A 23,390-nucleotide genomic window follows, 5' to 3' on the forward strand; every position below is an offset into this window, starting at 1 on the left:
AGATGGAGTAGCGTGCGTTCGTGCAGGATCAGCACGACGATGAGAAGGGCGACGCGATGAGCGAGATCAACGCCGACCAGTTCCCCGGCTTCTCCGAGAACCACTACCAGCACGGCATGCACAGCCTGGCCTGGATCTCCCTGTGGGTGATCGTCGGCCTCGGCGTCGCCGCCGGCATCTTCGGCTTCGTCTGGGGCGTCAGCCACTGACCCGCTGCCACGCGGCGTTGGTGCGGGCGACCAGGTCGTCCACCACCTCCGCCATGCTGCCGCTGCGCTCGTACGCCGCCCGCTGACGCGCCGCGCCGCCGAGCGCGAGCGTCCGCGGTACGACGGCGTCCACGAGCTCGCGGTCGCCATTGGCCGTGAGGTGGTCGCCGACCCGCTCCACCAGCCGCCGGACGACGTCGCGCGCCGGCTCGGGGTCGCCGGTCTCCGGAGCGAGGAGCCGGTCGCAGAGCCCGTAACGCGCGGCCCGCCAGCGCGCGGCGCGCAGCAGCTCGGCCCGCCAGGTGGGCGTGTCCGGCGGGCCGGCCAGGGCCCGGTCGACCAGTGCGCGCACCAGCGCGGCGATCAGCGCGGTCTCGTCCGGGTCGGTGCACACGTCGCTGATCCGGACCTCGACGGTCGGATAGCTCTGCGAGAGCCGGGCGTCGTAGTAGAGCATCCCGGGGTCCATCGCGGCCCCCGACGCGATCAGCCGCCGGCTGGCCTCGCGGTAGCCCTCGGCCGAGCCGAAGGCGTCGGTCGGCCCGGCGCTCGGCCACTGCGTCCACGCCTGGGAACGCCACGAAGCGTAGCCCGTGTCGCGCCCGTGGAAGTACGGCGAGTTGGCGCTCATCGCCAGCAGCACCGGCAGCCACGGCGTGATCGCGTCGATCGCGCGGACCCCCTCCTCGTCCGAGCCGATCGCGACGTGGACGTGCAGCCCGCACGTCCCGCCGGGCCGCGCCACCTCGCCGTACGTCGCGACCATGGTCAGGTAGCGGTCGTCGCGGGTGGTCTGCGGGTCGCCCCCGCGCAGCGGCGCCGCGCCCGTGGCCGCGGTGACCAGTCCCGACTGCTCGGCGGCCCGTGCCGCCCGCTCCCGGCCGTGCAGGACGTGCCGGCGCAGCTCGGCGATGTCGTCGACAGGGGGAGTCCGGGTCTCGATCTGGTGCTGGAAGAGCTCGTGGTCGAGCTCGTCGGGAGGCCCGTCCTCGGTGTGCGCGCGGGCGTACGACAGCGCCTGCTCCGCCCGCGGTGCGGGCTCACGGGTCGCGGGATCGAGGAGCAGCAGCTCCTCCTCGACCCCGACGGTACGTCTCTCCATGGCCCCCTCGCAGTCCGCCGGGCGACACCCAGCACAAGTACCCCGGATCCGCGGCGCGCAGCCGGGTCCCTGCGAGGATCGTGAGGTGAGCACCACCGTCCTGCCGACCTGGTCGCCCTGGCGGACCGTCGTCGCCTTCGGCCTGGTCAGCCTCCTGGCCGACATGGTCTACGAGGGCATGCGCTCGATCTCCGGGCCCTATCTCGGCTCGCTCGGCGCGTCCGCGGTCGTGGTCGGACTGGTCACCGGCGCCGGCGAGGCGATGGCGCTGCTGCTGCGGCTCTACACCGGCCCGTGGGCCGACCGGAGCGGCCGGCACTGGCGGCTGACCGTGCTCGGCTACGGCCTGACCGCGCTCTGCGTGCCGCTGCTGGCCGTCGCCCCCGCCCTCGGGACGGCGGGCGTCGTGGTCGCCGCCGTCCTGATCCTCGGCGAGCGCACCGGCAAGGCGATCCGCAGCCCCGCCAAGTCGGCGCTGCTGGCGCGGGTCGCGGCCGGCGGCAGCATGGGCCGGGCGTTCGGCGTCCACAAGGCGCTCGACCAGGTCGGCGCCTTCTCCGGACCGCTCACCGTCGCCGGCGTCACCGCGCTCACCGGCATGCTGTGGCCGGGCTTCGCGGTGCTGGCGATCCCCGGCGCGCTGTCGCTGCTGATGCTCGCCCAGCTGGCCCGCCGGGCTCCGACCATCACCGCTCCCGACGTACCGGACGATGCGGTCGCCGAAACGGCCTCGGAGCGACCCGAACGTCCGGTACGACGGGGGCTCGGCGCCGCGGTGGGCATCGACCTGCCGGCCCGCTTCCACCTGTTCTCGACGGCCGCAGCGCTGGCGACGGCCGGGCTGATGACCTTCGGCGTGATCTCCTACCGCTTCGTCGAGGACGGCCTGATCCCGATCGCCGCCGCACCGGTCGTCTACGCGCTGGCGATGGCAGCGGGCGCGGTAGCGGCGCTCGGCACCGGCGTGCTCTTTGACCGCTGGGGCGCGCGGGTGCTGCTCGTCGTCCCGGTGCTCGTGGCGGCGCTCCCGCCCCTGGTCTTCGCGGGCTCGGTCGGGGTGGTGCTGGCCGGCGTCGCACTGTGGGGCGTCGCGACCGGCGTCCTCGACTCGACGGTCAAGGCCCAGGTGGCGGCCGTGGTGCCGCCGTCGCGCCGGGCCACCGGGTACGGCGTGTTCGCGGCCGTCCAGGGCATCGGCGCGATCGTCGGCGGCGGGCTCGCCGGCGCGCTGGTGACCCGTCACGTGGGCGTGCTGACGGCGGTCGTCGCCGCGGCGCAGGTGGTCGCGCTGGCGCTGCTCGCGACCGTGCTCAGCGACCGCCGGTGAGCTCGTCGAGCACCGCCTGGAAGGCCGGCCCGACGACGATCGCGAGCGCGCCGTCGTCGTCGATCCGGCTGAGCTGCTCGTAGCCGGAGCCGTCCCACCAGTAGACGTTGGGGCTCAGCGGCCCCGGCGCGTCGCCGAAGCCGAGCGCCGCGAACCGGGCCATCGCCTGCAACGCGCCGACCACCGACGCGTCGCGGACCATGTGCCAGGCGAGCTGGTGGCGGTTGGCGACGCAGAGCAGCCAGCCGTGGCGACCGGCCTCCTGGCCGGTGAGCTCGGTGGCCAGCCGGGGCATGAGCAGCGCCCGGCTGGCGGTGTGGACCGACTCGCCCAGCAGCACGTGGAAGCTGCCACCGCTCGGCAGGTCGAGACGCTCGAGCTGCTCGACCGGCTGGCGGTCGAGGTTGGCGAGCCCGTGGGCGCGCAGCGCGTCGACGCCGCCGAGCCGCTGGGCGCGCGACTCGTCGTAGACCGCGACGGTGTCGGGCAGGTCGAGCGCGAGCATCTCGACCAGGCCGGGCGCGAACTCGCGGTGCGGGAAGCCGTCGAGCCGCGGCACGGCGTCGCGCTCGTAGAGCCGGACGAAGGTGCTCGCCGCCGCCTGGTCGGGCGTCAGCGCGGAGAACGGGTCGGGGGCGTCCATGCTGGCCAGGACGCGCCGGACGTGCTCGCGGACCAGCTCGGGCCAGGCGCGGCGGCCGCGCTCGTCCTGGTGACAGGACGCGGCGACATTCCACAGGCCGTACTGGCGGCCGGCGTCGTCGGCCACATGGCCGGCGTGGACGGTGACCTCGACGCCGAGCTCGGCGAACGCCGTCCGGGTGAGGGCGCGGATCTCCCGGGCGTCGTCGACGCCGAGGAAAGGCAGCGCCTCGTCGGGTACGGCGGGCGGCGCCGGGCTCCGCCGGGCGTCCTCGTCGCGCCTGCGGCGCCGGAAGATGCCCACCTCGGTCCCTCCGGTCAGTCGCGCGCCGTGAGGACGAGCGGGTCGCCGCTGGTGATCGCCACCGTGTGCTCGACGTGGGCGCCGCGGGTGCCGTCGGCGCTGCGGATGGTCCAGCCGTCGGGGTCGAACACGATCTCGTCGGTGCCGTGCAGGAACCACGGCTCGATCGCGATGACCAGGCCCGGGCGCAGCTTGAGTCCGCGGCCGGGGCGGCCGTCGTTGGGGACGTGGGGCTCGCCGTGCATGGTGCGACCGACGCCGTGGCCGCCGAACTGCAGGTTGACCTTGATGCCCTCGGCGTGCGCGACGCTGCCGATGGCGAAGGAGATGTCACCGAGCCGGTTGCCGGAGCGGGCGGCGGCGATGCCGGCGTCGAGCGCGCGCTGGGCGACGTCGATCAGCCACTGGTCCTTGGGGTCGGGGGTGCCGACGATGACCGACAGCGCAGAGTCGGAGACCCAGCCGTCGACGGCGGCCGCGAAGTCGACCGAGAGCAGGTCGCCGTCCTGGAGGACGTAGTCGTGGGGCAGCCCGTGCAGGACCGCGTCGTTGACCGACGTGCAGAGCACCTTGCCGAACGGGCTCGCGCCGAACGACGGGTGGTAGTCGATGTAGCAGGACTCGGCGCCGGCGTCCTTGATCATCCGGTGCGCCAGCTCGTCGAGCTCGAGCAGGTTGACCCCGACCTCGGCCTTCTCGGCGAGAGCCTTGATCACCGAGGCCACGAATCGGCCGGCGGGGCGCATCTGCTCGATCTGGGTGGGGGTACGAAGCTCGATCACCCTCCAAGACTACGGCGCGCCCGTCGGCTCGCGTGAGCCGACGGGCGCTGCCTGCGGAGGGAGCTGATCCTGGGGGACTAGTTGGTCGGCTTGTCCGCGCCGACGACCCACATCGCGAAGAACTGCGAGCCGCCGCCGTAGGCGTGGCCGAGCGCCTTGCGGGCCCCGTCGACCTGGTGCTCGCCCGCGGCACCGCGGACCTGCAGGGCGGCCTCGCCGAAGCGGAGCATGCCGGAGGCGCCGATCGGGTTGGAGGACAGGACGCCGCCCGAGCAGTTGACCGGGATCCGGCCGGTCATCGCGGTCTCGCCGGCCTCGGTGAGCTTCCAGCCCTCGCCCTCGCCGGCGAAGCCGAGGTTCTCCAGCCACATCGGCTCGAACCACGAGAAGGGCACGTAGATCTCGGCCGCGTCGATCTCGTCGATCGGCGAGGTGATGCCGGCCTGCTTCCACAGCGCGGCAGCGGCGTCGCGGCCGGCCTGCGGGTTGACCTGGTCGCGCTCGGCGGCCGTGGTGGGCTCCGAGCGCATCACGGTGCCGTGGATCCACGCCGGGTTGGGCGACGCGGCGGCGACGTCCTCGGCGGCGATGACGAGCGCGCACGCGCCGTCGGAGGAGGGGCAGGTCTCGTCGTACCGGATCGGGTCCCAGAGCATCTGCGACGCGAGCACCGACTCGACGGTGGTGCCCTCGTTGTGCAGGTGCGCGTAGGGGTTCTTCAGCGCGTTGTTGCGGTCCTTGGCGGCCACGATCGCGCCGATGTGGGTCGGCGCGCCGGAGCGGCGGATGTAGGAGCGCACGTGCGGGGCGAAGTAGCCGCCCGCGCCGGCGTGGACCGGCATCACGAACGGGACCGGCACCGAGAGCGCCCACATCGCGTTGGACTCCGACTGCTTCTCGAAGGCCACGGTGAGCACCTTCTTGTGCACGCCGGACTGCACCAGCGACGCCGCGACGATCGCGGTCGAGCCGCCCACCGAGCCGGCGGTGTGCACGCGCAGCAGCGGCTTGCCGACCGCGCCGAGGGCCTCGGCGAGGTAGAGCTCGGGCATCATCACGCCCTCGAAGAGGTCGGGCGCCTTGCCGACGACGATGGCGTCGATCTCGTCGAGGGTCATGCCGGCGTCGGCGAGCGCGCGGTCCATGGCCTCGCGGCACAGGCCGGCCATCGACACGTCCTCGCGCTTGGCCCGGTGGTGGGTCTGGCCCACGCCGATCACGGCTGCGGGAGTCTTGCCCATCAGAGGTTTCCTTCCATGACGCAGACGAGGTTCTGCTGCAGCGCGGGACCGCTGGTGGCGTGGCCGAGAACCTTGTCGGCGGTGCCGTCCCAGATCCGGCGGGCGGCCTCGCCGATGCGGATCGCGCCGCCGGTGAACATCGGGTTGCCGGCCAGGGCGCCGCCGCTCGGGCTGATCCGGACGTCGTCCGCCAGGCCCAGCTCCTGACGGAGGATGAGCTCCTGGTGGCTGAACGGCGCGTGCAGCTCGGCGATCTCGACCCCCTGGACGCCGGCCGCGGCGCCGGCGCGCGAGGCCGAGTCCGAGCGGGTCAGGTCGCGGGTGCCGAGGTGCAGGCCGTCGGTGAAGTGCGACAGGCCGGTGATCCAGGCCGGACGCTCGCGGACCTCGCGGGCTCGGTCGCCGGCGGCGAGCACGATCGCGGCGGCGCCGTCGGTCACCGGCGCCGCGTCGTGCTTGCGCAGCGGGTCGGCGAACATCGGGCGGGCGAGCAGGTCCGCGACGGACGACCCGCCGGTGCGAACGGCGTACTCGTTCTTCTCGGCGTCGGTCAGCGACCGGTTGACGACCTCGGCCATCGCCTGCTCGTCCCACGCGCCGGCGTCGATGCCGAGTCGCGCCTGGAGCGCCGCGATCGAGACCGTGTCGGGCCACAGCGGGGTGAGCGTGTAGGGGTCGAGCTGGAGGCTGAGGGTACGGCGCAGCACGCCGGCCGACGCCTTCCCGAAGCCGAACACCAGCGCGGTGTCGACCTCGCCGGTCTGGATCTTGAGCCACGCCTCGTAGAGCGCCCAGGCGGCGTCCATCTCGACGTGCGACTCGTTGACCGGCGGCAGCACGCCGATCGCGTCGATCGCGCTCACGAAGGAGAAGGACCGCCCGGCCAGGTAGTCCGAGGAGCCGGAGCACCAGAAGCCGATGTCCTTGCGGGTCCAGCCGGTCTGCTCGTAGCACTCGCCGAAGATCGGCACGAGCAGCTCCGCGCAGGTCGGCGACCCGTCGTAGTCCTGCATCTGTCGCTGGGCGAACCCGACGACGGCAACGTCACGCATGGGGAATCCTTCCGCCCGCTCAGAGGTGGTGCTGGTAGGTCTCGAACGCCGCGTCCGGCTCACCGGTCGGCGCGAAGTGGCTGATGTTCTCGATGGTGGTGCCCCACTCCTCGCGGGGCTTCCAGACCGCCTTGACCCGCAGGCCCATCCGGATCTCGTCGACCGGGATGTCGAGGATCAGGTGCTGCAGCGCGATGTCCGCGCCGTCGAGCAGGATGTACGCCGAGACGTACGGCGGAGCGATCTTCTGCCCGAGGAAGGGCACGTTGACGATGCAGAAGGTCGTCACGGTGCCGGTGTCGGAGAGCTCGATCTCCTCCTCGGTCGGCACGCCGTCGGTCGGGCAGGCGGCGCGCGGCGGGACGTAGACCTTGCGGCACTGCGGGCAGCGCTGGGCGACGATCCGGCCCTCGGCGAGGCCGCGGAAGAAGGCGGACTCCTCGGGGGAGGCGGCGTAGGTGTAGTCGAGGCTGACCGGCGTGACGATGCCGGTGACCGCGCCCTCCCCGGCTGCGGCGGCCGGGGCGCCCGGGGCGGCCGGGGTGCCGGTGTCGGGCTCGAAGACCACGTCGGTGATCGCGCCGGTGCGCTCGGCGCCCCAGCGGGCGCGGACCCGCAGGCCGGTGCTGATCTGGTCGGGGCTCGCGACGTCGACCGCGTGCAGGAAGGGCGTGTCGGCGCCGTCCAGGGTGACCAGGGCGAAGGCGAACGGGCGGTCGAAGGGCTGGCCCGCGACCGGCTCGCTGACCCAGGTCCACGAGGTGACCGTGCCGGTGTCGGCGACGTCGACGAAGTCGGCGGTGGCCTGGTGGGAGACGGGGTCGAACTCGGGCGGCGGTACGACGACGCGGCCGTCGCTGGTCCGGGCGCCGACGAACCGGCCGTCGCGCAGCCCCGTCAGGAACCGGCCCAGCACCGGCCCGACCGATCGGGTGTAGTCGAAGGACACCGTCACCGGTGCCGAGAGGGTGCGACTCATGAGCCAAAGTGAAACATGTTCTGCTCAAAAGTGAAACACGTTCTAGAAAGGATTCGATGAGCCGGGCATGATGCAGCCATGAAACTGGGACTTCAGCTGGGCTACTGGTCCGCACGGCCGCCGCAGGGCGTCGGCGAGCTCGTCGCCGCCGCGGAGGACGCGGGATTCGACGCGATCTTCACCGCCGAGGCGTGGGGGAGCGACGCGTTCACACCGCTGGCCTGGTGGGGCCGCGGGACCTCGCGGGTCCGCCTCGGCACCTCGATCGTGCAGATGTCCGGCCGCACGCCCGCCTCGATCGCGATGCACGCCCTGACCCTCGACCACCTGACCGATGGCCGGGTGATCCTGGGCATGGGCGTGAGCGGCCCCCAGGTCGTCGAGGGGTGGTACGGCGTCCCGTTCTCCAAGCCGCTGGCCCGCACCCGCGAGGTGGTCTCGATCATCCGCCAGGTCCTCGCCCGCGAGGCGCCCGTCACCAACGACGGCCCGCACCACCCGCTGCCCTACAACGGTCCCGGCGCGGTGGGGCTGGGCAAGCCGCTCAAGCCGATCGTCCACCCGCTGCGCGCCGACCTGCCGATCTGGCTCGGCGCCGAAGGCCCCAAGAACGTCGCCCAGACCGCCGAGATCGCCGACGGCTGGATCCCGATCTTCTACACGCCGAAGAGCGCCGGCATGTACCAGCCGTGGCTCGACGAGGGCTTCGCGCGCCCGGGCGCCCGTCGTACCCGCGACGACTTCGAGATCGCCGCTACCTGCCACCTGCAGATCGTCGAGAACGTCGAGCAGAAGCAGGTGGTCATCGACGGCATGAAGCCCTTCGTCTCGCTCTACATGGGCGGCATGGGCGCCAAGGAGCAGAACTTCCACCACCAGGTCTTCACGCGGATGGGCTACGGCGAGCTCGCCGACGAGGTCCAGGAGCTCTACCTGTCGGGCGAGAAGGACAAGGCGACCGCGCTGATCCCCGACGAGCTGGTCGACGACATGCACATCATCGGCACGCCCGGTGAGGTCAAGGAGCGCGTCGCGCAGTGGGAGGAGACCGGCGTGACCACGCTGCTGCTGTCGTGCCGTCGCGCGGCGGAGATCAGGCAGGTGGCGGAGCTGCTCGCCTGATCTCCTCGTGTGAGCGCGGGGCAGCGGCTACCGTCGCTGCATGAGGCGCGAGCCGCACGAGAACGTCGCCACCGTGCTGGTCGACCCTGCCCTCCTGCGCGATCTCGAGCTGGAGCTGATGGAGCTCGACCTGTGGGTGTGGCCGGTCCGCACCGCGCCGATCTGCACCGACGGGCCGCGGACCGCGTTCCAGGTGCGGCGTCGTCTGGTCGAGGCCCAGCGCGGCGCCTGGGACTGCGCGGCGGCGTGGCTCCCGGTCTGGATCAGCTTCGGCGAGCGCTGGGCCCGCGGCGACGACCCGTTGCCGTGGGCGGCGCACCGCGCGCTGTGGCAGGTGCTCGACCGGCACGCCGACCGGGTGCGCTTCCACCGCCGGCTGGGCGGGGTGCGGCCGCTGGTCGCGCCGGTCGAGAGGTCGGGCGGGTGAGGGTGACGACGGCGTCGCTCCCACCCGCCCGACTCGCCACCCTTGCCCCCGAATAGAACACGTTCTAGTCTGCACGGGTGACCGACACGCTCCGCACGCCTGCCCACAACGGCCACCTGATGGTCGCCGCGCTCAAGCGCCACGCGAACCGCCCGATCGTCCATCTGGGCGACGTGACGCTCACCGGCCGCGAGACGGCCGAGCGGATCTCGCAGTACATCCAGGCGTTCGAGTCCCTCGGCGCCGGGCGGGGTACGCCGGGCGCGCTGCTGGCCCTCAACCGGCCCGAGGTCCTCTTCATCCTCGGCGCGGGCCAGACCCAGGGCTTCCAGCGGACCTCGCTGCACCCGCTCGGCTCGGCCGACGACCACGCCTACGTCATCAACGACGCCGGCATCACCACCCTGGTGATCGACCCCTACTTCGCCGCGCGCGCGGTCGAGCTGCTCGGCAAGTGCCCCGGTCTCAAGCAGGTCCTGACCATCGGGCCGGTGCCCGAGGAGCTCGCCGAGGTCGGCACCGACCTGACCGAGGTCGCCGCGACCTTCGACCCGCAGCCGCTCACGGCCGCCGTCCTCGAGCCCGACCACATCACGTCGATCACCTACACCGGCGGCACCACGGGCAAGCCGAAGGGCGTCATCGGCAACGTCCGGGCGTTCTCGACGATGGCCCAGATCCAGATGGCCGAGTGGGAGTGGCCGGCCGAGCCGCGCTTCCTCATGTGCACGCCGCTCTCGCACGCCGGCGCGGCCTTCTTCGTCCCGGTCGTGCTGCAGGGCGGCACGCTGTTCGTGTCGGCCCGCTTCGACCCGGCCGAGGTGCTCAAGACGATCGAGGAGCAGCGGATCAACTCGCTGATGCTCGTCCCGACCATGCTCTACGCGCTCATGGACCACCCCGACTCGCACGCCCGTGACCTCTCCTCGCTCGAGACCGTCTACTACGGCGCGTCCGCGATCAACCCGGTGCGGCTCAAGGAGGCGATCGAGCGGTTCGGGCCGATCTTCGCCCAGTACTACGGGCAGTCCGAGGCCCCGATGGTGATCAGCTACTTCCCGAAGGGCGACCACGTCGACGCCGACGGTCGGCCGATCGAGAGCCGGTTGACGTCGTGCGGCCGCCCCTCGGCGTACCTGCGCGCGGCGCTCCTCGACGACGCCGGCAACCCGGTGCCGCAGGGCGAGCCCGGCGAGATCTGCGTGGCCGGCCCGCTGCTCGCCGGTGGCTACTGGCAGCTGCCCGACGCGACCGCCGAGACCTTCCGCGACGGCTGGATGCACACCGGCGACGTCGCACGCGAGGACGAGCACGGCTTCTGGTACATCGTCGATCGCACCAAGGACATGATCGTCACCGGCGGCTTCAACGTCTTCCCGCGCGAGGTGGAGGACGTCATCGCCGAGCATCCGGCGATCGCCCAGGTCGGCGTGATCGGCACTCCGCACGAGAAGTTCGGCGAGGCGGTGACCGCGGTCGTCGTGCTGCGCGAGGGCTGCGAGCTCACCGACGACGTCGTCGCCGAGATCAAGGACGCCGTCAAGGAGCGCAAGGGCCCCGTGCAGGCGCCGAAGGACGTCATCGCCGTCGACGCGCTGCCGCTCACCGCGCTCGGCAAGCCCGACAAGAAGGCGCTCCGGGCGCGCTTCTGGACCGGCGAGCGCTCCGTCGGCTGAGGGGGCGGCGGAGGAGTCGGCTGAGCGCTAGGCGCACTGGCCGGCGATCCAGGTCGTCACGACCTGGCTGTCCTCGGCCAGCTGCACCGCGATCAGGTCGAGGTCGGCCGAGTCGGCCGGATCGCCGCTCCGCAGCAGCCGCTGCGCCGACCGGAAGCCGTCCTCCAGGTCGGTCACGGCGGCGTCCACCTGCGCGGGCGCCTCCTTCTTGACCGCCTCCAGCGCGGCGACCAGGTCGTCGACGGCGGTGGCGTCGCCGGGGGAGTCGTGGCCGTCGTAGAGCGCCTTCTGGGCGTCGGTGATCCGCTGCGCCGTGTCGGCGTACTTGGCGCAGTGCAGCGAGATCCCGGGCAGGGTGGTCGCGCCGCTCGAGGCGTCGGCCTTCGGATCGTGGGAGGAGCCGCCGCACCCTCCGAACAGGACCAGCGCGGCCAGCGCCCCGGCAGTCAGGGCAGCTGGTCCGCGCTGGGCCATGGTCAGTCTCTCCTCGCGATCTCGATCAGAGGTCGAACCAGTCGCAGTGCGGGTCGACGTCGATGCCGTGTCCGTACGGTGACAGGAAGTAGGCGATGATGTCGAGGCCGAACGACGGCAGCGAGAACCCCAGCAGGTTGATGTCCGGCGTGATCAGCCAGGCGGGCGTGTGCGTCCCGTCGTTGGCGGGCTGACCCACGGTGAACGTGTTGCCCGCCGTCGTGAACCCGGGCGCGGGGCGCGAGCTGAAGCGGACACCGCAGCTCGCGAGCTCCAGATCGAAGATCCCCACGTCGAAGATCTCGCCGTACCTGTTCTGGTTGAGGTGCCAGCGCGGCGCCACATTGCCGAACGGGATCGTCAGCCGGTCGATGCTGACCAGCGGGATGGTGTCCGAGCCGAGCGGGTCGGGCCAGTCGATGTAGACCGAGAAGTGGTCGTCCAGGCCGACGGTCAGGTTGCTGTCCTGACCGAAGGTGAACGTCCCGTAGCTCCCGTCGAGGCCGGTGGTGAAGCCGAGCCGGACGTTCACGTCGGAGAAGTCGGTCAGGCCGAGCGTGACCCGCTTGATCTTCAGGTCCGCGTTGAGGGTGCCGGAGTTCTGCAGGATCCCGCCGTCCCAGCCGAGGTCGACGTCCTTCTTCACCCGGCCGGCGGCCTGGATCGCGAAGGCGTCGGTCTTGGGCGTCGACACCACGTGCAGGCGGGTCCCGTCGAGAGCGGCGGTGACCTTCTTGCCCAGGTTGGTGACGTTCAGGGCGACGGCCGCGTTGGCGTCGACCGGGTCGGTGATCCGGGCCGAGGCGAAGGCCTCGATGTCGAGCCCGGCCGCGTCGGTCTCCAGGGTGAACACCGGCGCGTCCACGGCGGTCTCGCCGTCGTCGGACGACGCCTTGCCGATGGTGATGTCGACCGTCTTCGGCACGTCGTGCAGGTGCACCGAGGCGGCGTAGTCGGCGTCACCGACGTGCTTGTAGGCGGCGGTGATGTCGCTGATGCCCTGGCTCATGTCGATGCCGACGGTCTTGGTGTCGGCGCCGAACGCGGCATCCACGTGGATCTTCGCGGGGATGGCGCTGATGTCGAGCTGCGCCTCGTCGGTGTCGTACGTCGCGTTGGCCGTGAGCTGGCCGAGGGGCTGGCTCGTCGTGTAGTCCAGCGCGATCGTGTGGCTGCCGTCCGCCGCGGTCGTCGTGGTGATCGGACCGAAGGTGAGGTCGACCGGGTCGACGACCGGCACGCCCTGCTGCAGCTGCAGGCTGAGCGGCTTCGGCGCCAGCGCGGTCAGGACCGCGTCGACGACCAGCTTGTCGACGCTCGGGCGGTAGCCGGTCATCGTGTAGACGCCCTTGACCGTGTCGAGGTCGAGGCCGGAGGGCAGCCCGGTCAGGTAGACCTTGGCCCGCACCGCCTTGTCGTCGCCGACCGCGCCGTCGCGGACGGAGACGCCATGGACCTTCGGCGGCTCCGGAACCGTGTCGAGCGCGGCCTTCTTGCCCGCGGCGACCGAGATCGTCGCGTCGGGGTTGGAGTCGCCGGTGTAGGTGATGTGGCCGCCGTCGCTGTGCAGGGTGACCTTCGCCGGCAGGTTGGTGAAGCTGCCGGACGCCTCGAGGTCGCCCTTCGTGGTGTGGATGCTGCCGGCGAAGCCGAAGGCGCCGTGGTCACCCATGTCCGTGGTGACGTCGAAGCCGCCGCCGGTGCCGGTGTCGGCCACCTTGGTGAACTCGACGTGGCGCAGGTTGCTGATCTGCAGGCTCGCGTCGAGGTCGCCGCTCACGTCGTCGTACGACGCGGCGAGGTGGTCGCCGGGAAGGGTGTCGTAGTCCTTGTGGTTGGTGACATTCGCGGTGATCGCGCCGATGCCGCCCTCGGGGGCGTCGAAGAGCACGTTGCCGTCGGCCCAGCTGGCGTTCCACTTGGCGGGGATCGACGTGATCGTCAGGCCCGCGTCGAAGTCGCGCTTCGGGTCGAGCATGCCGAGCGTGTCGCCGGTGAGGTGGGCGGTCGCGGAGGCGCTGGTGATCGGGGCGGAGGCGTCCCAGTCGAGCGTGGCCGCCTTGCCGTCGAAGGTGACGGTCGCCTCGTCCGGGATGTCGCGCACCTCGGCCGTGATCTTGTCGCCGCCCATCCGCTCGACGCCGGCGTACACCTTGTCGATGGTGTCGTCGGACTCGTAGTGGATGACCTTGCCTTCCAGGTCGACGCGCATCTCCTTCGGGACGCCGTACGCCTGGTAGACCGAGTGATCGGTCTCGCCGGGCTTGGTCAGGTCGGGCGTGGTGGTGTCGGTCGCCTCGACCAGGCCGATCTCGTCCTTCGCCGTGTAGACGATGCTCTGGTGCTTGCCCTGGCGGTCGAGGTCGATCTGGACGTCGGTCGGCAGCTTGTCGACGGTCGCGGTGAACCGGCGCTTGCTGGCCTTCACGCCGACGGCCGGGCTGACGGACTGGTCGATGACCGCGTCCACCCGCGTCGGGTCGGGCGTCGAGACGTTGATCGTGTCGTGGCTCTTGGTGCTGCCGTGGGTCATCCGCGCGCCGACCTGGAAGGTCGACGGGAACGGGCTCAGCTGGACCGATCCGGTCAGCGGGTCCGCCTCGGTCGCGGGGACGCCGGACTTGCCGCCGACGAGCGACTTCACTGCGAAGGTGAGTGCCTGGGTGGCGCCCGGGTGGTGCGTGGTGACGCTCGCGGCGAGCTGGATGTCACCGCCGAGCGCGGCGATCAGGTTCTTCAGCGTGACCTGCACGATGCTGCTGCGGCCCAGGGTGGAGGCGCGGCCGTCGATGCCGACCGTGATCCGCTTCTTCACGACGGGGGTGTCGTAGACGGCGAACACGTGCGCCGGCAGGTTGCCCGCGTTGTTGAGCCGCTGCACGGTGAACTTGGCGCCCACGTCGAGCAGGGTGGTGGTCGGCGCGAGCTGCGCAGTGACGTCGGGCAGGTGGTCGCCGTCGACGTCGGCCGGGACCGGGACGCCGACCGGGACGGACACGCTGCACGCGAGGTCCATCGTGGGCGACTCGGCGCAGATCTTGTAGAAGAGCGGCGCGAGGATGTTGACGACCGGCAGCGTGAACAGCCGGTCCTGCACCTTGCCGACCTCGGTGAGGACGTCGTTCAGCGCGGCCAGCACCTGCGGCACGAGCGGCAGCGAGGTGAGCTTCGGCGAGAAGGACGACGGCAGGCCCGCGTTGATCTTCGTGGTGGTCTGCGCGGTGGGCGCGGCGACCACCGTACGCGGCTGCTGGGCGGAGGTCAGGCTGGGCGCCTGCGCGAGGTCGTCGGTCATCGCGTCGAGCTGCTGACCGGTGAGGTCGCGCTTGACGGGCGGCGTGTCCGCGGGTGCGGGCGGTGCCGGCGCGTTCAGCTCGTCGCGCACCTTCTCGGTGCCCTTCTTGCCGAAGATGATCATCGCGACGCCGGTGAGGTACTTCTCGCGGTCCTGCGCCGACGGCTTCGCGTCGACGGTCGCGAGCAGGTCGTCGACCAGGCAGGCGCTGAGCCAGAGCTGGGTCGGCTGGGGGAGCGCGTGGAAGCCCTCGGCACGGATGTCGGCTGGGACCTGGGTGAGCGTGATGAAGTGCTTGCGCCACGCGTTGTCCGTGAACCGGGCCGACCACAGGCCGACGAACCGGTCGCGGTTCTCCGGGGTCGCGCCGTCGGTGTCCGGCGGCGAGTCGCACCGGACCGTCGAGGACGCCCCGGGGGGAGCGGGTGTGTCCGGCTCCGCCTGGGCGGCGGAGGGACTGACGAGAACGGCGAACATCGCCATCACCGAGAGGGCAGCACAAAGGATCCGAGGACGCACTGGGAGTCACCTGCCAATGAGGGGTAGGGAGCAGAGCAGGAGTGCGTTGCCCACCATGTCGGGCAGCGGCGGGCGGGCGCTGGAAAAACGCCAACTCTTAACCTTCGGCGTCCGGCCGTCCCAGTCGCCTGGCTACGGTGGTGCCATGCCGGATCTCGTCGTCGGGTTCGACCTCGACATGACCCTCATCGACACCGCGCCCGGGTTCCGCGACGTGCTGGCCGCGCTCGGCGGGGAGATGGGTGTCGAGTTCCCGGTCGAGGAGATGACCCGCCGGCTCGGGCCGCCGCTCGACCTGCTCCTCGAGCCCTACCTGCCCGCGGAGCGGATCCCGGCGGCCGGCGACCGGTTCCGCGCGCTCTACCCCGACCACGCGATCACCAGCGTCCCGGTGCTGCCGGGCGCGCACGACGCCATCGCCGCCGTACGACGGCACGGCGGGCGGGTGCTCGTGGTCACCGGCAAGTACGCCGCCAACGCCCAGTTGCACGTAGACCACACCGGCCTCGACGTCGACCTGCTCGAGGGGTGGGTCTGGGGTGTCGGCAAGGCCGACGTGCTGCGGCGCGAGGGGGCGTCGATCTACGTCGGCGACCACGTCCACGACGTCGAGGGCGCGCTCGCCGCCGGCGTCACCAGCGTCTCGGTGCTCACCGGCGGCTGCACGGCAGCCGAGCTGCGCGAGGCCGGCACGCACGTCGTCCTCGACGACCTCGGGCAGTTCCCCGCCTGGCTCGACGCCCACCTCGCGGCGGGCTGAGCTCAGCGCCCCTGGAAGGCCGGCTTGCGCTTCTCCAGGAACGCCCGCGGGCCCTCCTTGGCGTCGTCGGAGGAGAACACCGCGGCGCCGATCTTCGCGTCGTCGGCCCAGCACTCCTCCTCGTGCTTGCCCTCCGAGTCGCGCATCGTCTTGAGGATCGCCTGGACGGCGAGCGGGCCGTTGGCCGCGATCTGGTCCGCGATCTCGTGGGCCTTCGCCAGCGCTGATCCGTCCGGTACGACGTGCCCGATCAGGCCGAGCTCCTTGGCCTCGGGCGCCCCGAGCGTGCGGCCGGTGAGGAGCAGCTCCGCGGCGACGGTGTAGGGGATCTGGCGGGGGAGGCGGACGGCGGAGCCGCCCATCGGGTACAGCGACCAGCGTGCCTCGGCGACGCCGAACTTCGCCGACTCGCCCGCGACGCGGATGTCCGTGCCCTGGAGGATCTCGGTGCCGCCGGCGATGGCCGGGCCCTCGACCGCGGCGATGAGCGGCTTGGTGAGGCGGAAGCCCTTGAGCAGGCCCTTGATGACGGTCGGGTCGTAGGCGCCGGACTCGAAGCTCTCCGACGGCGGCTTCTCGTCGGCGGCCTTGAGGTCCATGCCGGCGCAGAAGTAGCCGCCAGCGCCGGTGAGGATGCAGACCCGGATCTCCGGGTCCTCGTTCACCCGGTCCCAGGCGGCCTCCATGATCCGCAGCATCGGGCCGGACAGCGCGTTGCGGCGCTCCGGGCGGTTCATGGTGACGATCAGCTTGTGGCCGTCCTGCTCGACGAGGCAGTCGGGTCCGCGGTCGGCGGCAACATCTGTGCTGGACATGTGAACCACGCTAGCGAAAAAGTGAAACGTGTTCTAGTGTCGGCCCCGTGGCCCTGAACATCGCCGATCTCTTCGAGCACGCCGTCGACGCCGTCCCCGAGAAGCCCGCCGTCCAGGTGGGCGAGCGCGTCATCTCCTTCGCCGAGCTGGAGGCCGAGGCCAACCGCTTCGCGCACTACCTGCAGGCCCAGGGGATCGGGACCGGCGACCACGTCGGCCTCTACGCCAAGAACAGCATCGAGCACGTCATCGCCCTGATCGCGATCCTCAAGGTCCGCGCGGTCGCGATCAACGTCAACTACCGCTACGTGACCGGCGAGCTGGAGTACCTCTTCGACAACGCCGACCTGGTCGGCCTGGTGCACGACCGGGTCTACGCGCCACTCGTCGCCGAGGTGGCGCCGAAGTTCCCGGCGATGAGGACGATCGTCGCGGTGCCGAACCCGCTCGAGCCCGACGACGCCAGCGACCTCGCACCCTTCGGCGGCGTCACGCTGGAGCAGGCCCTGGCCGGGCAGTCCGACGTCCGCGACTTCGGCGAGCGGAGCCCCGACGACATTCACATCATCTACACCGGCGGCACGACCGGCTTCCCCAAGGGCGTCATGTGGCGCCACGAGGACTTCTGGCGGGTCCTCGGCGGCGGCATCGACTTCATGACGGCCGAGCCGCTGGAGGAGTACGACCAGTCGAAGAAGGCGCTCCAGGACAGCCTGGTCACGCTGCCGCTCAGCCCGCTCATGCACGGCGGCGCCCAGGCCTCGCTGCTCATGCACCTCTTCGCCGGCCAGGTCACCATCCTCGAGCCGAAGTTCGACCCGGTCCGCACCTGGGAGCTCGTCGACCGGCACGGCGTCCAGATGCTCTTCATGACCGGCGACGCGATGGCCGTCCCGCTCATCGACGCCTACGAGGCCGGCGGCTTCGACGGCCAGACGCTGTTCGCGATCGCGTCCAGCGCCGCGATCTTCTCCAAGTCGGTCAAGGAGCGCTGGATGAAGGCGTTCCCGAACGCCGTCTTCACCGACTCGGTCGGCTCGTCGGAGACCGGCTTCCAGGGCACCGGCCTGCAGGACGCGAGCGCGCTCTCGACCGACGGCCCGGTCGTCTCGATCCCGCCCACGACGGTGATCCTGGACGACGACAACCGCCCGCTCGACCCGGCGAAGGACGTCGGCCGGGTCGGCCGCACCGCGCGCGCCGGCAACGTCCCGGTCGGCTACTACAAGGACCCCGAGAAGTCGGCGAAGACGTTCATCGAGATCGACGGCGTCCGCTACTCGATCCCCGGCGACAACGCCCGGATCGAGGAGGGCAACCGGATCACCCTGCTCGGCCGCGGCTCCAACTGCATCAACACCGGCGGCGAGAAGGTCTACCCGGAGGAGGTCGAGCAGGCGATCAAGGCCCACCCCGGCGTGTACGACGTCCTGGTGGTCGGCCTGCCCGACGAGAAGTACGGCCAGACCGTGGCCGCCGTCGTCGAGGCCCGGCCGGGCGAGACGGTCGAGCTCGACGAGCTCCGCGACTTCCTGCGTGCCCACCTCTCCGGCTACAAGCTGCCGCGCGCGCTGACGATCGTCCCGGAGATCCCGCGCAACGCCACCGGCAAGGCGCAGTACCCGCGGGCCAAGGAGCTGGCCCTCGCCGCACGCACCGACAACCAGGGAGCGAACGCCTGATGCAAACCGAACTCTGCGACGCCTTCGGGATCCAGTACCCGATCTTCGCCTTCACCCCGTCCGAGCACGTCGCGGCCGCGGTCTCGCGCGCCGGCGGCCTCGGCGTCCTGGGCTGCGTCCGGTTCAACGACACCGACGAGCTCGACCGGGTGCTGACCTGGATGGACGAGAACACCGACGGCAAGCCGTACGGCGTCGACGTCGTGATGCCGATGAAGATCCCTACCGAGGGCACGTCGGCCGACCTGTCGTCGTACATCCCGGAGGAGCACCGGAAGTTCGTCGACGAGACCCTGCTCAAGCTCGGCGTCCCGCCGCTGCCGGAGGGCGAGGGCCGCGAGGGCGTCCTCGGCTGGCTGCACTCCGTCGCCCGCTCGCACGTCGACGTCGCGCTCCAGCACCGCCCGGTGCTCATCGCCAACGCGCTCGGCTCGCCGCCGGTCGACGTCATCGAGCAGTGCCACGCGGCCGGCCTGAAGGTCGCCGCGCTCGCCGGCGCCCCGAAGCACGCGCTGAGCCACGTCGCCAACGGCGTCGACATCATCATCGCGCAGGGCTACGAGGCCGGCGGCCACACCGGCGAGATCGCCAGCATGGTGCTGACCCCCGACATCGTCGACGCCGTCGGACCCGACGTCCCCGTCCTCGGCGCCGGCGGCATCGGCTCGGGCCGCCAGATCGCGGCCTCGCTCGCGCTCGGCGCGCAGGGCGTGTGGACCGGCTCGATCTGGCTCGGCACCGAGGAGTACCGCAACCTCGCGGGCAACAAGGGCTGGGAGACCGCCTTCCTGCGCGCGACGTCGTCCGACACCGTCCGGACCCGCATCTACACCGGCAAGCCCGCGCGCCTGCTCAAGACGAAGTGGACCGAGGCCTGGTCGGACGAGGGCGCTCCGGCCCCGCTCCCGATGCCGCTGCAGAACCTCCTCGTCGCCGACGCCCACAACCGGATCAACGCCTCCGGCGACCCCGACGTCATCTCGATGCCGATCGGGCAGATCGTCGGCCGGATGAACGAGGTGCGGCCCGTTGCCGAGGTCGTGGCCGACCTGGTCGCGGAGTTCGAGGCGACGGTGAAGAAGCTGGACGGCATCGCCGGAGTCTGACCCGCCACCCCTAGGCTGGCGCCATGACGCGCAACGTCCTGATCGCCGGCGCCGGCCCCGGGGTGAGCGGCTCGCTCGCCCGCCTCTACGCGAGCGAGGGCGGCCGGGTGTGCCTGCTCGGCGCCGAGGACGGCGTCCTGGAGGCGCTGCGCTCGTCCGTCGAGTCGCTCGGCGCGGCGGCCGCGACCGCGGTCGTCGACCTGACCGACGACGCCGCCACCCGGACGGCGGTCACCCGCCTCGCCGAGGAGGCCGGCCACCTCGACGTCGTCCACTTCAACCCGTCGGCGTACCGCGAGAAGGACCCGCTCAGCCTCACCCCCGACGAGCTCCTCGACGACGTCCGCCTCGGCGTCGGCGCCCTCCTCACCCTCGTCCAGGCCGCCCGCCCCTTCATGGGGCCGGGCGGCCGGATCACCGCCACCGGCAGCATGGCCGCCGACACCCCGTGGTTCGGCGCCGCGTCACTCGGCGTCCAGAAGGCGGGCCTGCAGAACCTGGTCCGCAGCATCGACAACACGCTCAAGGGCGACGGCATCCGCGCGGTGTCGGTGACGGTGCGCGGGATGCTGGCCAAGGAGGGCGCGTTCGCGCCCGACAACGTCGCACGGGCGCTGCGCGCGGCGGCCGATCAGGACGAGTCGGCCTGGCAGAGCGAGATCGCCTACACGGCCTGAGCCGCGGGCACCGAAGACCGGTCACTGGGCGTGCCGGTGATGCGTCTCGTGCCGGTGGGGTCGACCAGGTAGAAGGCCCCGTAGGGATCACGCCAGATCACGATCCCGGGGAACGGATGTCCGACCTGCCAGCCGGTTCCGTTCTCGCGGTCGTGGGTCTTGATCCGGTGGTGGGTGCGGGATGGGCGAGTCGGCGTAGAGGTGGAGGTAGAGCTTCACCTTCGGCGTCACCGGTGACGCCTGACCGTGGAGATGGTGGGCCGGGTTGGCCAACCGTGCGATGGCGACGACCCGGCGATCGTTGACACAGGAATCGGGCATCGCGTCGGCGAGCGTCGCGGACATCGCAGTCACGGCGGCGTCGATCCCCGCGATGGTGGCCGCGTCGGCGTGCACGATGAAGGTGGCCATGCCGTGTTTGTTGACCCTGGACATGCGGGCGCAGCGCTCTCGCGCAGCTGCCTCCTCCCGGGCCCGGGCGAGCTCGGGACCGGCGGCGGCGACCTTGCCCTCGACGAGCGCCTCGAACCTCGCCCACGCCAACCGGCCGTCGGCCACCTCGGCGACCTCGGCGTCGACCCAGGCGGTCTGCTCCGCGCTGAGCTCACGCGTCGCCGCCGCGACGTGGCGGGCATGGGACACCCGGGTGGTGCCGGCGTCGATGCCGGCCCACAGCTGCGGGAGCCGCACGACCAGGTCAGCGGCGTCTGCCATGAGCCTGCGCGCCCCGAACGGGCTGGTCTGGATCCGGGCGCCCAGCGTCGCCCTGGCGTATTCGGACACGAGTGGAGTGCCCGCGCCGCCGGTTGGCAGGCCCCGGCCGCCGCGCTCGGGCTGGTGGAGCAACGCCCACCGGTAGGCGGCTTCGAGAATGTTCCGCTCGACATCCAGGCGCGCGGCGTGCTGACCCTCGACGAACTCGAGGATCTCGCTTGTGGTCAGGCCCGCCACCGCCCGATCGGTGACCATGACCTCATTGAACAGGTGGGTCCGACACAACCCCGCGGCCGCTGCCTCAGTCGTACGACGTCCCGCGCTCCTCGCGCACCCACACGCCGTCCCCCGCAGGCACGCCCTCGGCAGCGAGCTCCCGCTTGACCACCTTGTTCGTCGCGGTGCGCGGCAACGCGTCCACAACTCGCACGTAGCGCGGCCACGCCTTCGCCGAGAGGTCCGACTGCTCGGCGAGGAAGCTCTCGAGCGCGGCCGGAGTGAGCGGGGCGCGCAGGATGAGCGCACACGCCACCTGGTCGCCGACCTTCGCATCCGGTACGGCGTACACGGCGGCCTCGCCGATCGCCGGGTGCCGCAGCAGGATCCGCTCGATCGGCGCGGCCGCGAGGTTCTCGCCGTCGACGCGCAGCCACTCGCCCGAGCGGCCGGCGAAGTAGACCCAGCCGGCGGCGTCGCGGTAGGCGAGGTCGCCGGACCAGTACCTGCCGCCGCGCATCCGCTCCGCCTCGGCGGCCTCGTCGCGGTAGTAGCCGGCGAAGGCGCCGGCGCCGGTGGTGTTGACCAGCTCGCCGATCGCCTCGTCGGGGTTGGTCAGGCGGCCGGCCGCGTCGAAGACGGCGTCGGCGGTGGGCGCGGAGGTCTCGGGTGACAGCACCGCGACGCCGGGCAGGGGCATGCCGAGCGCGCCGCGGGGCATGTCCGGGCGGCGTTGCACGATGACGGCGTTCTCGGTGGAGGAGTACGAGTCGATCACCTCGCAGCCGAAGCGCTCGGCGAAGGCCGCGATGTCGGCCTCGTTGGCCTCGTTGCCGAACACCAGCCGCAGCGGGTTGTCCGCGTCGTCGTCCTGCTCGGGCGTGGCGAGGACGTAGGTGAGGGGCTTGCCCACGTAGTTCGCGTACGTCGCCCCGAAGTCGCGCACGTCGGGCAGGAAGCCGCGCGCGGAGAAGCCCGCGACCGCGAACGTCGCGCCGGTGGTCAGCGCCGGCGCCCATCCCGCCATCACCGCGTTGGAGTGGAACATCGGCATCGACACGTAGTGCACGTCGGCGGAGGTCAGGCCGAGCCGGCCGACCAGATGCGTGCCGGGGCCGGTGATCTTCTCGTGGGTGACGCGGACCGCCTTGGGCGAGCCGCTCGTGCCGCTGGTGAAGATGAGCATGAAGAGCGACTCCGGCGTCGGCGCCGCGGCCGGCAGGACGTCCTCGGCGCCGGTGAGACAGCCGAGCGCCAGGTCGGGGGAGTCGACGACGACCTGGCAGTCCGCCTTGGCGACGTCCGCGGCGAGCGCCTCGCCCCGACGGGTGGAGTTCAGCCCGACCAGGACGTGGCCGCCCAGCCCTGCTGCCGCGAGATGCAGTGCGAATGCCGGCCCGTTCGGCAGCAGGACGCCGACGTGTGGCGGCCGGTCGGCGTCGAGACGCTCCTCGAGCCGGGTGGCCAGGCGAGCGGCCGCGGCGACGTACTCGCGCCACGACAGCTCACGGACCGAACCTGCCTCCCGCCAGCGCAGCGCCGGTCGGTCGTCGTCCGCGCGGGCGAGAAGCAGGTTCCGGACGGTCATGCGAAGGAGCGGCCGATCGCCAGCGCCTGCTCGGTCGCGCCCCCGAAGAGGAACTCGAACCGCTTGCCGCTGGTGAAGTAGCGGTGCGCCTCGCCGTCGAGGTCGATGCCGACGCCGCCGTGGACGTGCACGGTGGTGTGCGCGATCCGGTGGCCGGCGTCCGCCGCCCACAGCTTGGCGGTGGCGACCTCGGTCGCGGCCGGCAGGCCCTCGTCGAGCCTCCACATCGCCTGCCACAGCGTCAGGCGCTGGCCGAGGACGTCGATGAAGCCGTCGGCGAGCCGCTGCGAGACGGCCTGGAAGGTGCCGATCGGGCGGCCGAACTGCTCGCGGGTCTTCGCGTACTCCGCGGTCAGCCGCAGCGCGCCCTCGGTCACGCCCAGCTGCTCCGCCGCGGCGAGCGCGACGAGGAGCTGGCCGAGCCGCGCCGCCGTGTCGGCGCCGCCGACCAGCGTGCCCGGCGCGCCGGAGAGCGTGATCAGGGCGGCGACGTCGCCGTCGCTGGTCTTCTGGACGACCCGCTCGACGCCGTCCGCGTCGACCTCGACCAGGTAGACGCCCGCGCCCGATGGGCCGGTCGCGGTGACGAGCAGCGCGTCGGCCGCCATGCCCGCGCGGACCAGCGTCTTGACGCCGGTGAGGACGCCGTCGGCGTCCGCGGTCACCGTCGGGGAGGCGGGC

The 23,390-nt window shown here is 72.0% G+C and carries 21 protein-coding genes; 9 read left to right on the forward strand and 12 right to left on the reverse strand.

Annotated elements, in window-relative coordinates:
* Positions 1-20: 20 nt before the first annotated feature.
* Entirely contained in the window at positions 21-209 is a 189-nt protein-coding gene (locus tag AB4880_RS04900; RefSeq protein ID WP_367918082.1) for a hypothetical protein, read from the forward strand.
* Here the strand turns inward: AB4880_RS04900 and AB4880_RS04905 are convergent.
* Positions 199-1,311, reverse strand: a complete 1,113-nt coding sequence (locus AB4880_RS04905) for a carboxylate-amine ligase (RefSeq protein ID WP_367918083.1) — start codon at positions 1,309-1,311, stop codon at positions 199-201. The two genes, AB4880_RS04900 and AB4880_RS04905, sit on opposite strands and share 11 nt — an antisense overlap.
* Positions 1,312-1,396: 85 nt before the next feature.
* Between AB4880_RS04905 and AB4880_RS04910 the strand changes: the two genes are divergently transcribed.
* The gene (locus AB4880_RS04910) at positions 1,397-2,638 is read left to right on the forward strand and encodes an MFS transporter (RefSeq protein ID WP_367918084.1); all 1,242 of its coding nucleotides are present in this window, start codon (positions 1,397-1,399) and stop codon (positions 2,636-2,638) included.
* Here the strand turns inward: AB4880_RS04910 and AB4880_RS04915 are convergent.
* The 5 genes from AB4880_RS04915 to AB4880_RS04935 form a co-directional block, all read right to left on the reverse strand.
* Positions 2,622-3,584, reverse strand: a complete 963-nt coding sequence (locus tag AB4880_RS04915; RefSeq protein WP_367918085.1) for a hypothetical protein — start codon at positions 3,582-3,584, stop codon at positions 2,622-2,624. The genes AB4880_RS04910 and AB4880_RS04915 overlap by 17 nt on opposite strands.
* Before the next feature lie 14 nt (positions 3,585-3,598).
* Positions 3,599-4,366, reverse strand: a complete 768-nt coding sequence (gene map / locus AB4880_RS04920) for a type I methionyl aminopeptidase (protein WP_367918086.1) — start codon at positions 4,364-4,366, stop codon at positions 3,599-3,601.
* Positions 4,367-4,443: 77 nt separating this feature from the next.
* Positions 4,444-5,607 carry a thiolase family protein gene (locus tag AB4880_RS04925; protein ID WP_367918087.1) on the reverse strand — a complete coding sequence of 388 codons (1,164 nt, stop codon included), beginning with the start codon at positions 5,605-5,607 and terminating at the stop codon, positions 4,444-4,446.
* Complete coding sequence (locus tag AB4880_RS04930) at positions 5,607-6,659, reverse strand: thiolase family protein (protein WP_367918088.1); 1,053 nt, start codon at positions 6,657-6,659, stop codon at positions 5,607-5,609. Before AB4880_RS04930 ends, AB4880_RS04925 begins: the two co-directional genes overlap by 1 nt.
* 19 nt (positions 6,660-6,678) lie before the next feature.
* Positions 6,679-7,638 (reverse strand): Zn-ribbon domain-containing OB-fold protein, encoded by a 960-nt coding sequence (locus AB4880_RS04935; protein WP_367918089.1) that lies wholly within the window; start codon positions 7,636-7,638, stop codon positions 6,679-6,681.
* Positions 7,639-7,716: 78 nt separating this feature from the next.
* On the opposite strand from AB4880_RS04935, the gene AB4880_RS04940 reads away from it, so the two are divergent.
* The 3 genes from AB4880_RS04940 (at position 7,717) to fadD8 (ending at position 10,863) form a co-directional block, all read left to right on the forward strand.
* On the forward strand, positions 7,717-8,760 hold the full coding sequence (locus AB4880_RS04940; RefSeq protein ID WP_367918090.1) for an LLM class F420-dependent oxidoreductase: 1,044 nt from the start codon (positions 7,717-7,719) through the stop codon (positions 8,758-8,760).
* A gap of 40 nt (positions 8,761-8,800) precedes the next feature.
* On the forward strand, positions 8,801-9,187 hold the full coding sequence (locus AB4880_RS04945) for a hypothetical protein (protein ID WP_367918091.1): 387 nt from the start codon (positions 8,801-8,803) through the stop codon (positions 9,185-9,187).
* A gap of 77 nt (positions 9,188-9,264) precedes the next feature.
* The gene (gene fadD8, locus AB4880_RS04950) at positions 9,265-10,863 is read left to right on the forward strand and encodes a fatty-acid--CoA ligase FadD8 (RefSeq protein WP_367918092.1); all 1,599 of its coding nucleotides are present in this window, start codon (positions 9,265-9,267) and stop codon (positions 10,861-10,863) included.
* Positions 10,864-10,890: 27 nt separating this feature from the next.
* Here fadD8 and AB4880_RS04955 read toward each other — a convergent pair whose 3' ends face one another.
* Entirely contained in the window at positions 10,891-11,337 is a 447-nt protein-coding gene (locus AB4880_RS04955; protein ID WP_367918093.1) for a hypothetical protein, read from the reverse strand.
* 25 nt (positions 11,338-11,362) lie between these two features.
* Positions 11,363-15,109 (reverse strand): hypothetical protein, encoded by a 3,747-nt coding sequence (locus AB4880_RS04960; RefSeq protein WP_367918094.1) that lies wholly within the window; start codon positions 15,107-15,109, stop codon positions 11,363-11,365.
* 187 nt (positions 15,110-15,296) lie between these two features.
* On the opposite strand from AB4880_RS04960, the gene AB4880_RS04965 reads away from it, so the two are divergent.
* Positions 15,297-15,911, forward strand: coding sequence for an HAD family hydrolase (locus AB4880_RS04965; protein WP_367918095.1), 615 nt, complete (start codon positions 15,297-15,299; stop codon positions 15,909-15,911).
* Between the two features lie 2 nt (positions 15,912-15,913).
* Here the strand turns inward: AB4880_RS04965 and AB4880_RS04970 are convergent, their stop codons facing one another.
* Positions 15,914-16,726 (reverse strand): crotonase/enoyl-CoA hydratase family protein, encoded by an 813-nt coding sequence (locus tag AB4880_RS04970; protein WP_367918096.1) that lies wholly within the window; start codon positions 16,724-16,726, stop codon positions 15,914-15,916.
* Positions 16,727-16,773: 47 nt separating this feature from the next.
* On the opposite strand from AB4880_RS04970, the gene AB4880_RS04975 reads away from it, so the two are divergent.
* From AB4880_RS04975 to AB4880_RS04985, 3 genes are read left to right on the forward strand one after another with little or no spacing between them, the layout of a single operon-like run.
* Positions 16,774-18,408 carry an acyl-CoA synthetase gene (locus tag AB4880_RS04975; protein ID WP_367918097.1) on the forward strand — a complete coding sequence of 545 codons (1,635 nt, stop codon included), beginning with the start codon at positions 16,774-16,776 and terminating at the stop codon, positions 18,406-18,408.
* Entirely contained in the window at positions 18,408-19,514 is a 1,107-nt protein-coding gene (locus tag AB4880_RS04980; protein ID WP_367918098.1) for an NAD(P)H-dependent flavin oxidoreductase, read from the forward strand. Before AB4880_RS04975 ends, AB4880_RS04980 begins: the two co-directional genes overlap by 1 nt.
* Positions 19,515-19,537: 23 nt before the next feature.
* Positions 19,538-20,191 (forward strand): SDR family oxidoreductase, encoded by a 654-nt coding sequence (locus AB4880_RS04985; protein WP_367918099.1) that lies wholly within the window; start codon positions 19,538-19,540, stop codon positions 20,189-20,191.
* An 87-nt stretch (positions 20,192-20,278) separates the two neighbouring features.
* Here the strand turns inward: AB4880_RS04985 and AB4880_RS04990 are convergent, their stop codons facing one another.
* The 3 genes from AB4880_RS04990 to AB4880_RS05000 form a co-directional block, all read right to left on the reverse strand.
* Positions 20,279-21,160 (reverse strand): DUF222 domain-containing protein, encoded by an 882-nt coding sequence (locus tag AB4880_RS04990; RefSeq protein ID WP_367918100.1) that lies wholly within the window; start codon positions 21,158-21,160, stop codon positions 20,279-20,281.
* A gap of 46 nt (positions 21,161-21,206) precedes the next feature.
* Complete coding sequence (locus AB4880_RS04995) at positions 21,207-22,709, reverse strand: AMP-binding protein (RefSeq protein ID WP_367918101.1); 1,503 nt, start codon at positions 22,707-22,709, stop codon at positions 21,207-21,209.
* On the reverse strand, positions 22,706-23,390 hold a 685-nt coding region (locus AB4880_RS05000; RefSeq protein WP_367918102.1), incomplete at its 5' end, for an acyl-CoA dehydrogenase family protein. The genes AB4880_RS05000 and AB4880_RS04995, both read right to left, overlap by 4 nt.

This window comes from Nocardioides ginsengisoli (assembly GCF_039537225.1).
Taxonomy (GTDB): domain Bacteria; phylum Actinomycetota; class Actinomycetes; order Propionibacteriales; family Nocardioidaceae; genus Nocardioides; species Nocardioides ginsengisoli.

Coding starts and splice junctions, on each gene's coding strand:
- AB4880_RS04965 (WP_367918095.1), top strand. CDS start 15,297: ATGCCGGATCTCGTCGTCGGGTTCGACCTCGACATGACCCTCATCGAC.
- AB4880_RS04990 (WP_367918100.1), bottom strand. CDS start 21,160: ATGGTCACCGATCGGGCGGTGGCGGGCCTGACCACAAGCGAGATCCTC.
- AB4880_RS04995 (WP_367918101.1), bottom strand. CDS start 22,709: ATGACCGTCCGGAACCTGCTTCTCGCCCGCGCGGACGACGACCGACCG.
- AB4880_RS04905 (WP_367918083.1), bottom strand. CDS start 1,311: ATGGAGAGACGTACCGTCGGGGTCGAGGAGGAGCTGCTGCTCCTCGAT.
- AB4880_RS04955 (WP_367918093.1), bottom strand. CDS start 11,337: ATGGCCCAGCGCGGACCAGCTGCCCTGACTGCCGGGGCGCTGGCCGCG.
- AB4880_RS04925 (WP_367918087.1), bottom strand. CDS start 5,607: ATGGGCAAGACTCCCGCAGCCGTGATCGGCGTGGGCCAGACCCACCAC.
- AB4880_RS04940 (WP_367918090.1), top strand. CDS start 7,717: ATGAAACTGGGACTTCAGCTGGGCTACTGGTCCGCACGGCCGCCGCAG.
- AB4880_RS04930 (WP_367918088.1), bottom strand. CDS start 6,659: ATGCGTGACGTTGCCGTCGTCGGGTTCGCCCAGCGACAGATGCAGGAC.
- AB4880_RS04935 (WP_367918089.1), bottom strand. CDS start 7,638: ATGAGTCGCACCCTCTCGGCACCGGTGACGGTGTCCTTCGACTACACC.
- AB4880_RS04970 (WP_367918096.1), bottom strand. CDS start 16,726: ATGTCCAGCACAGATGTTGCCGCCGACCGCGGACCCGACTGCCTCGTC.
- AB4880_RS04985 (WP_367918099.1), top strand. CDS start 19,538: ATGACGCGCAACGTCCTGATCGCCGGCGCCGGCCCCGGGGTGAGCGGC.
- AB4880_RS04980 (WP_367918098.1), top strand. CDS start 18,408: ATGCAAACCGAACTCTGCGACGCCTTCGGGATCCAGTACCCGATCTTC.
- AB4880_RS04945 (WP_367918091.1), top strand. CDS start 8,801: ATGAGGCGCGAGCCGCACGAGAACGTCGCCACCGTGCTGGTCGACCCT.
- AB4880_RS04960 (WP_367918094.1), bottom strand. CDS start 15,109: ATGTTCGCCGTTCTCGTCAGTCCCTCCGCCGCCCAGGCGGAGCCGGAC.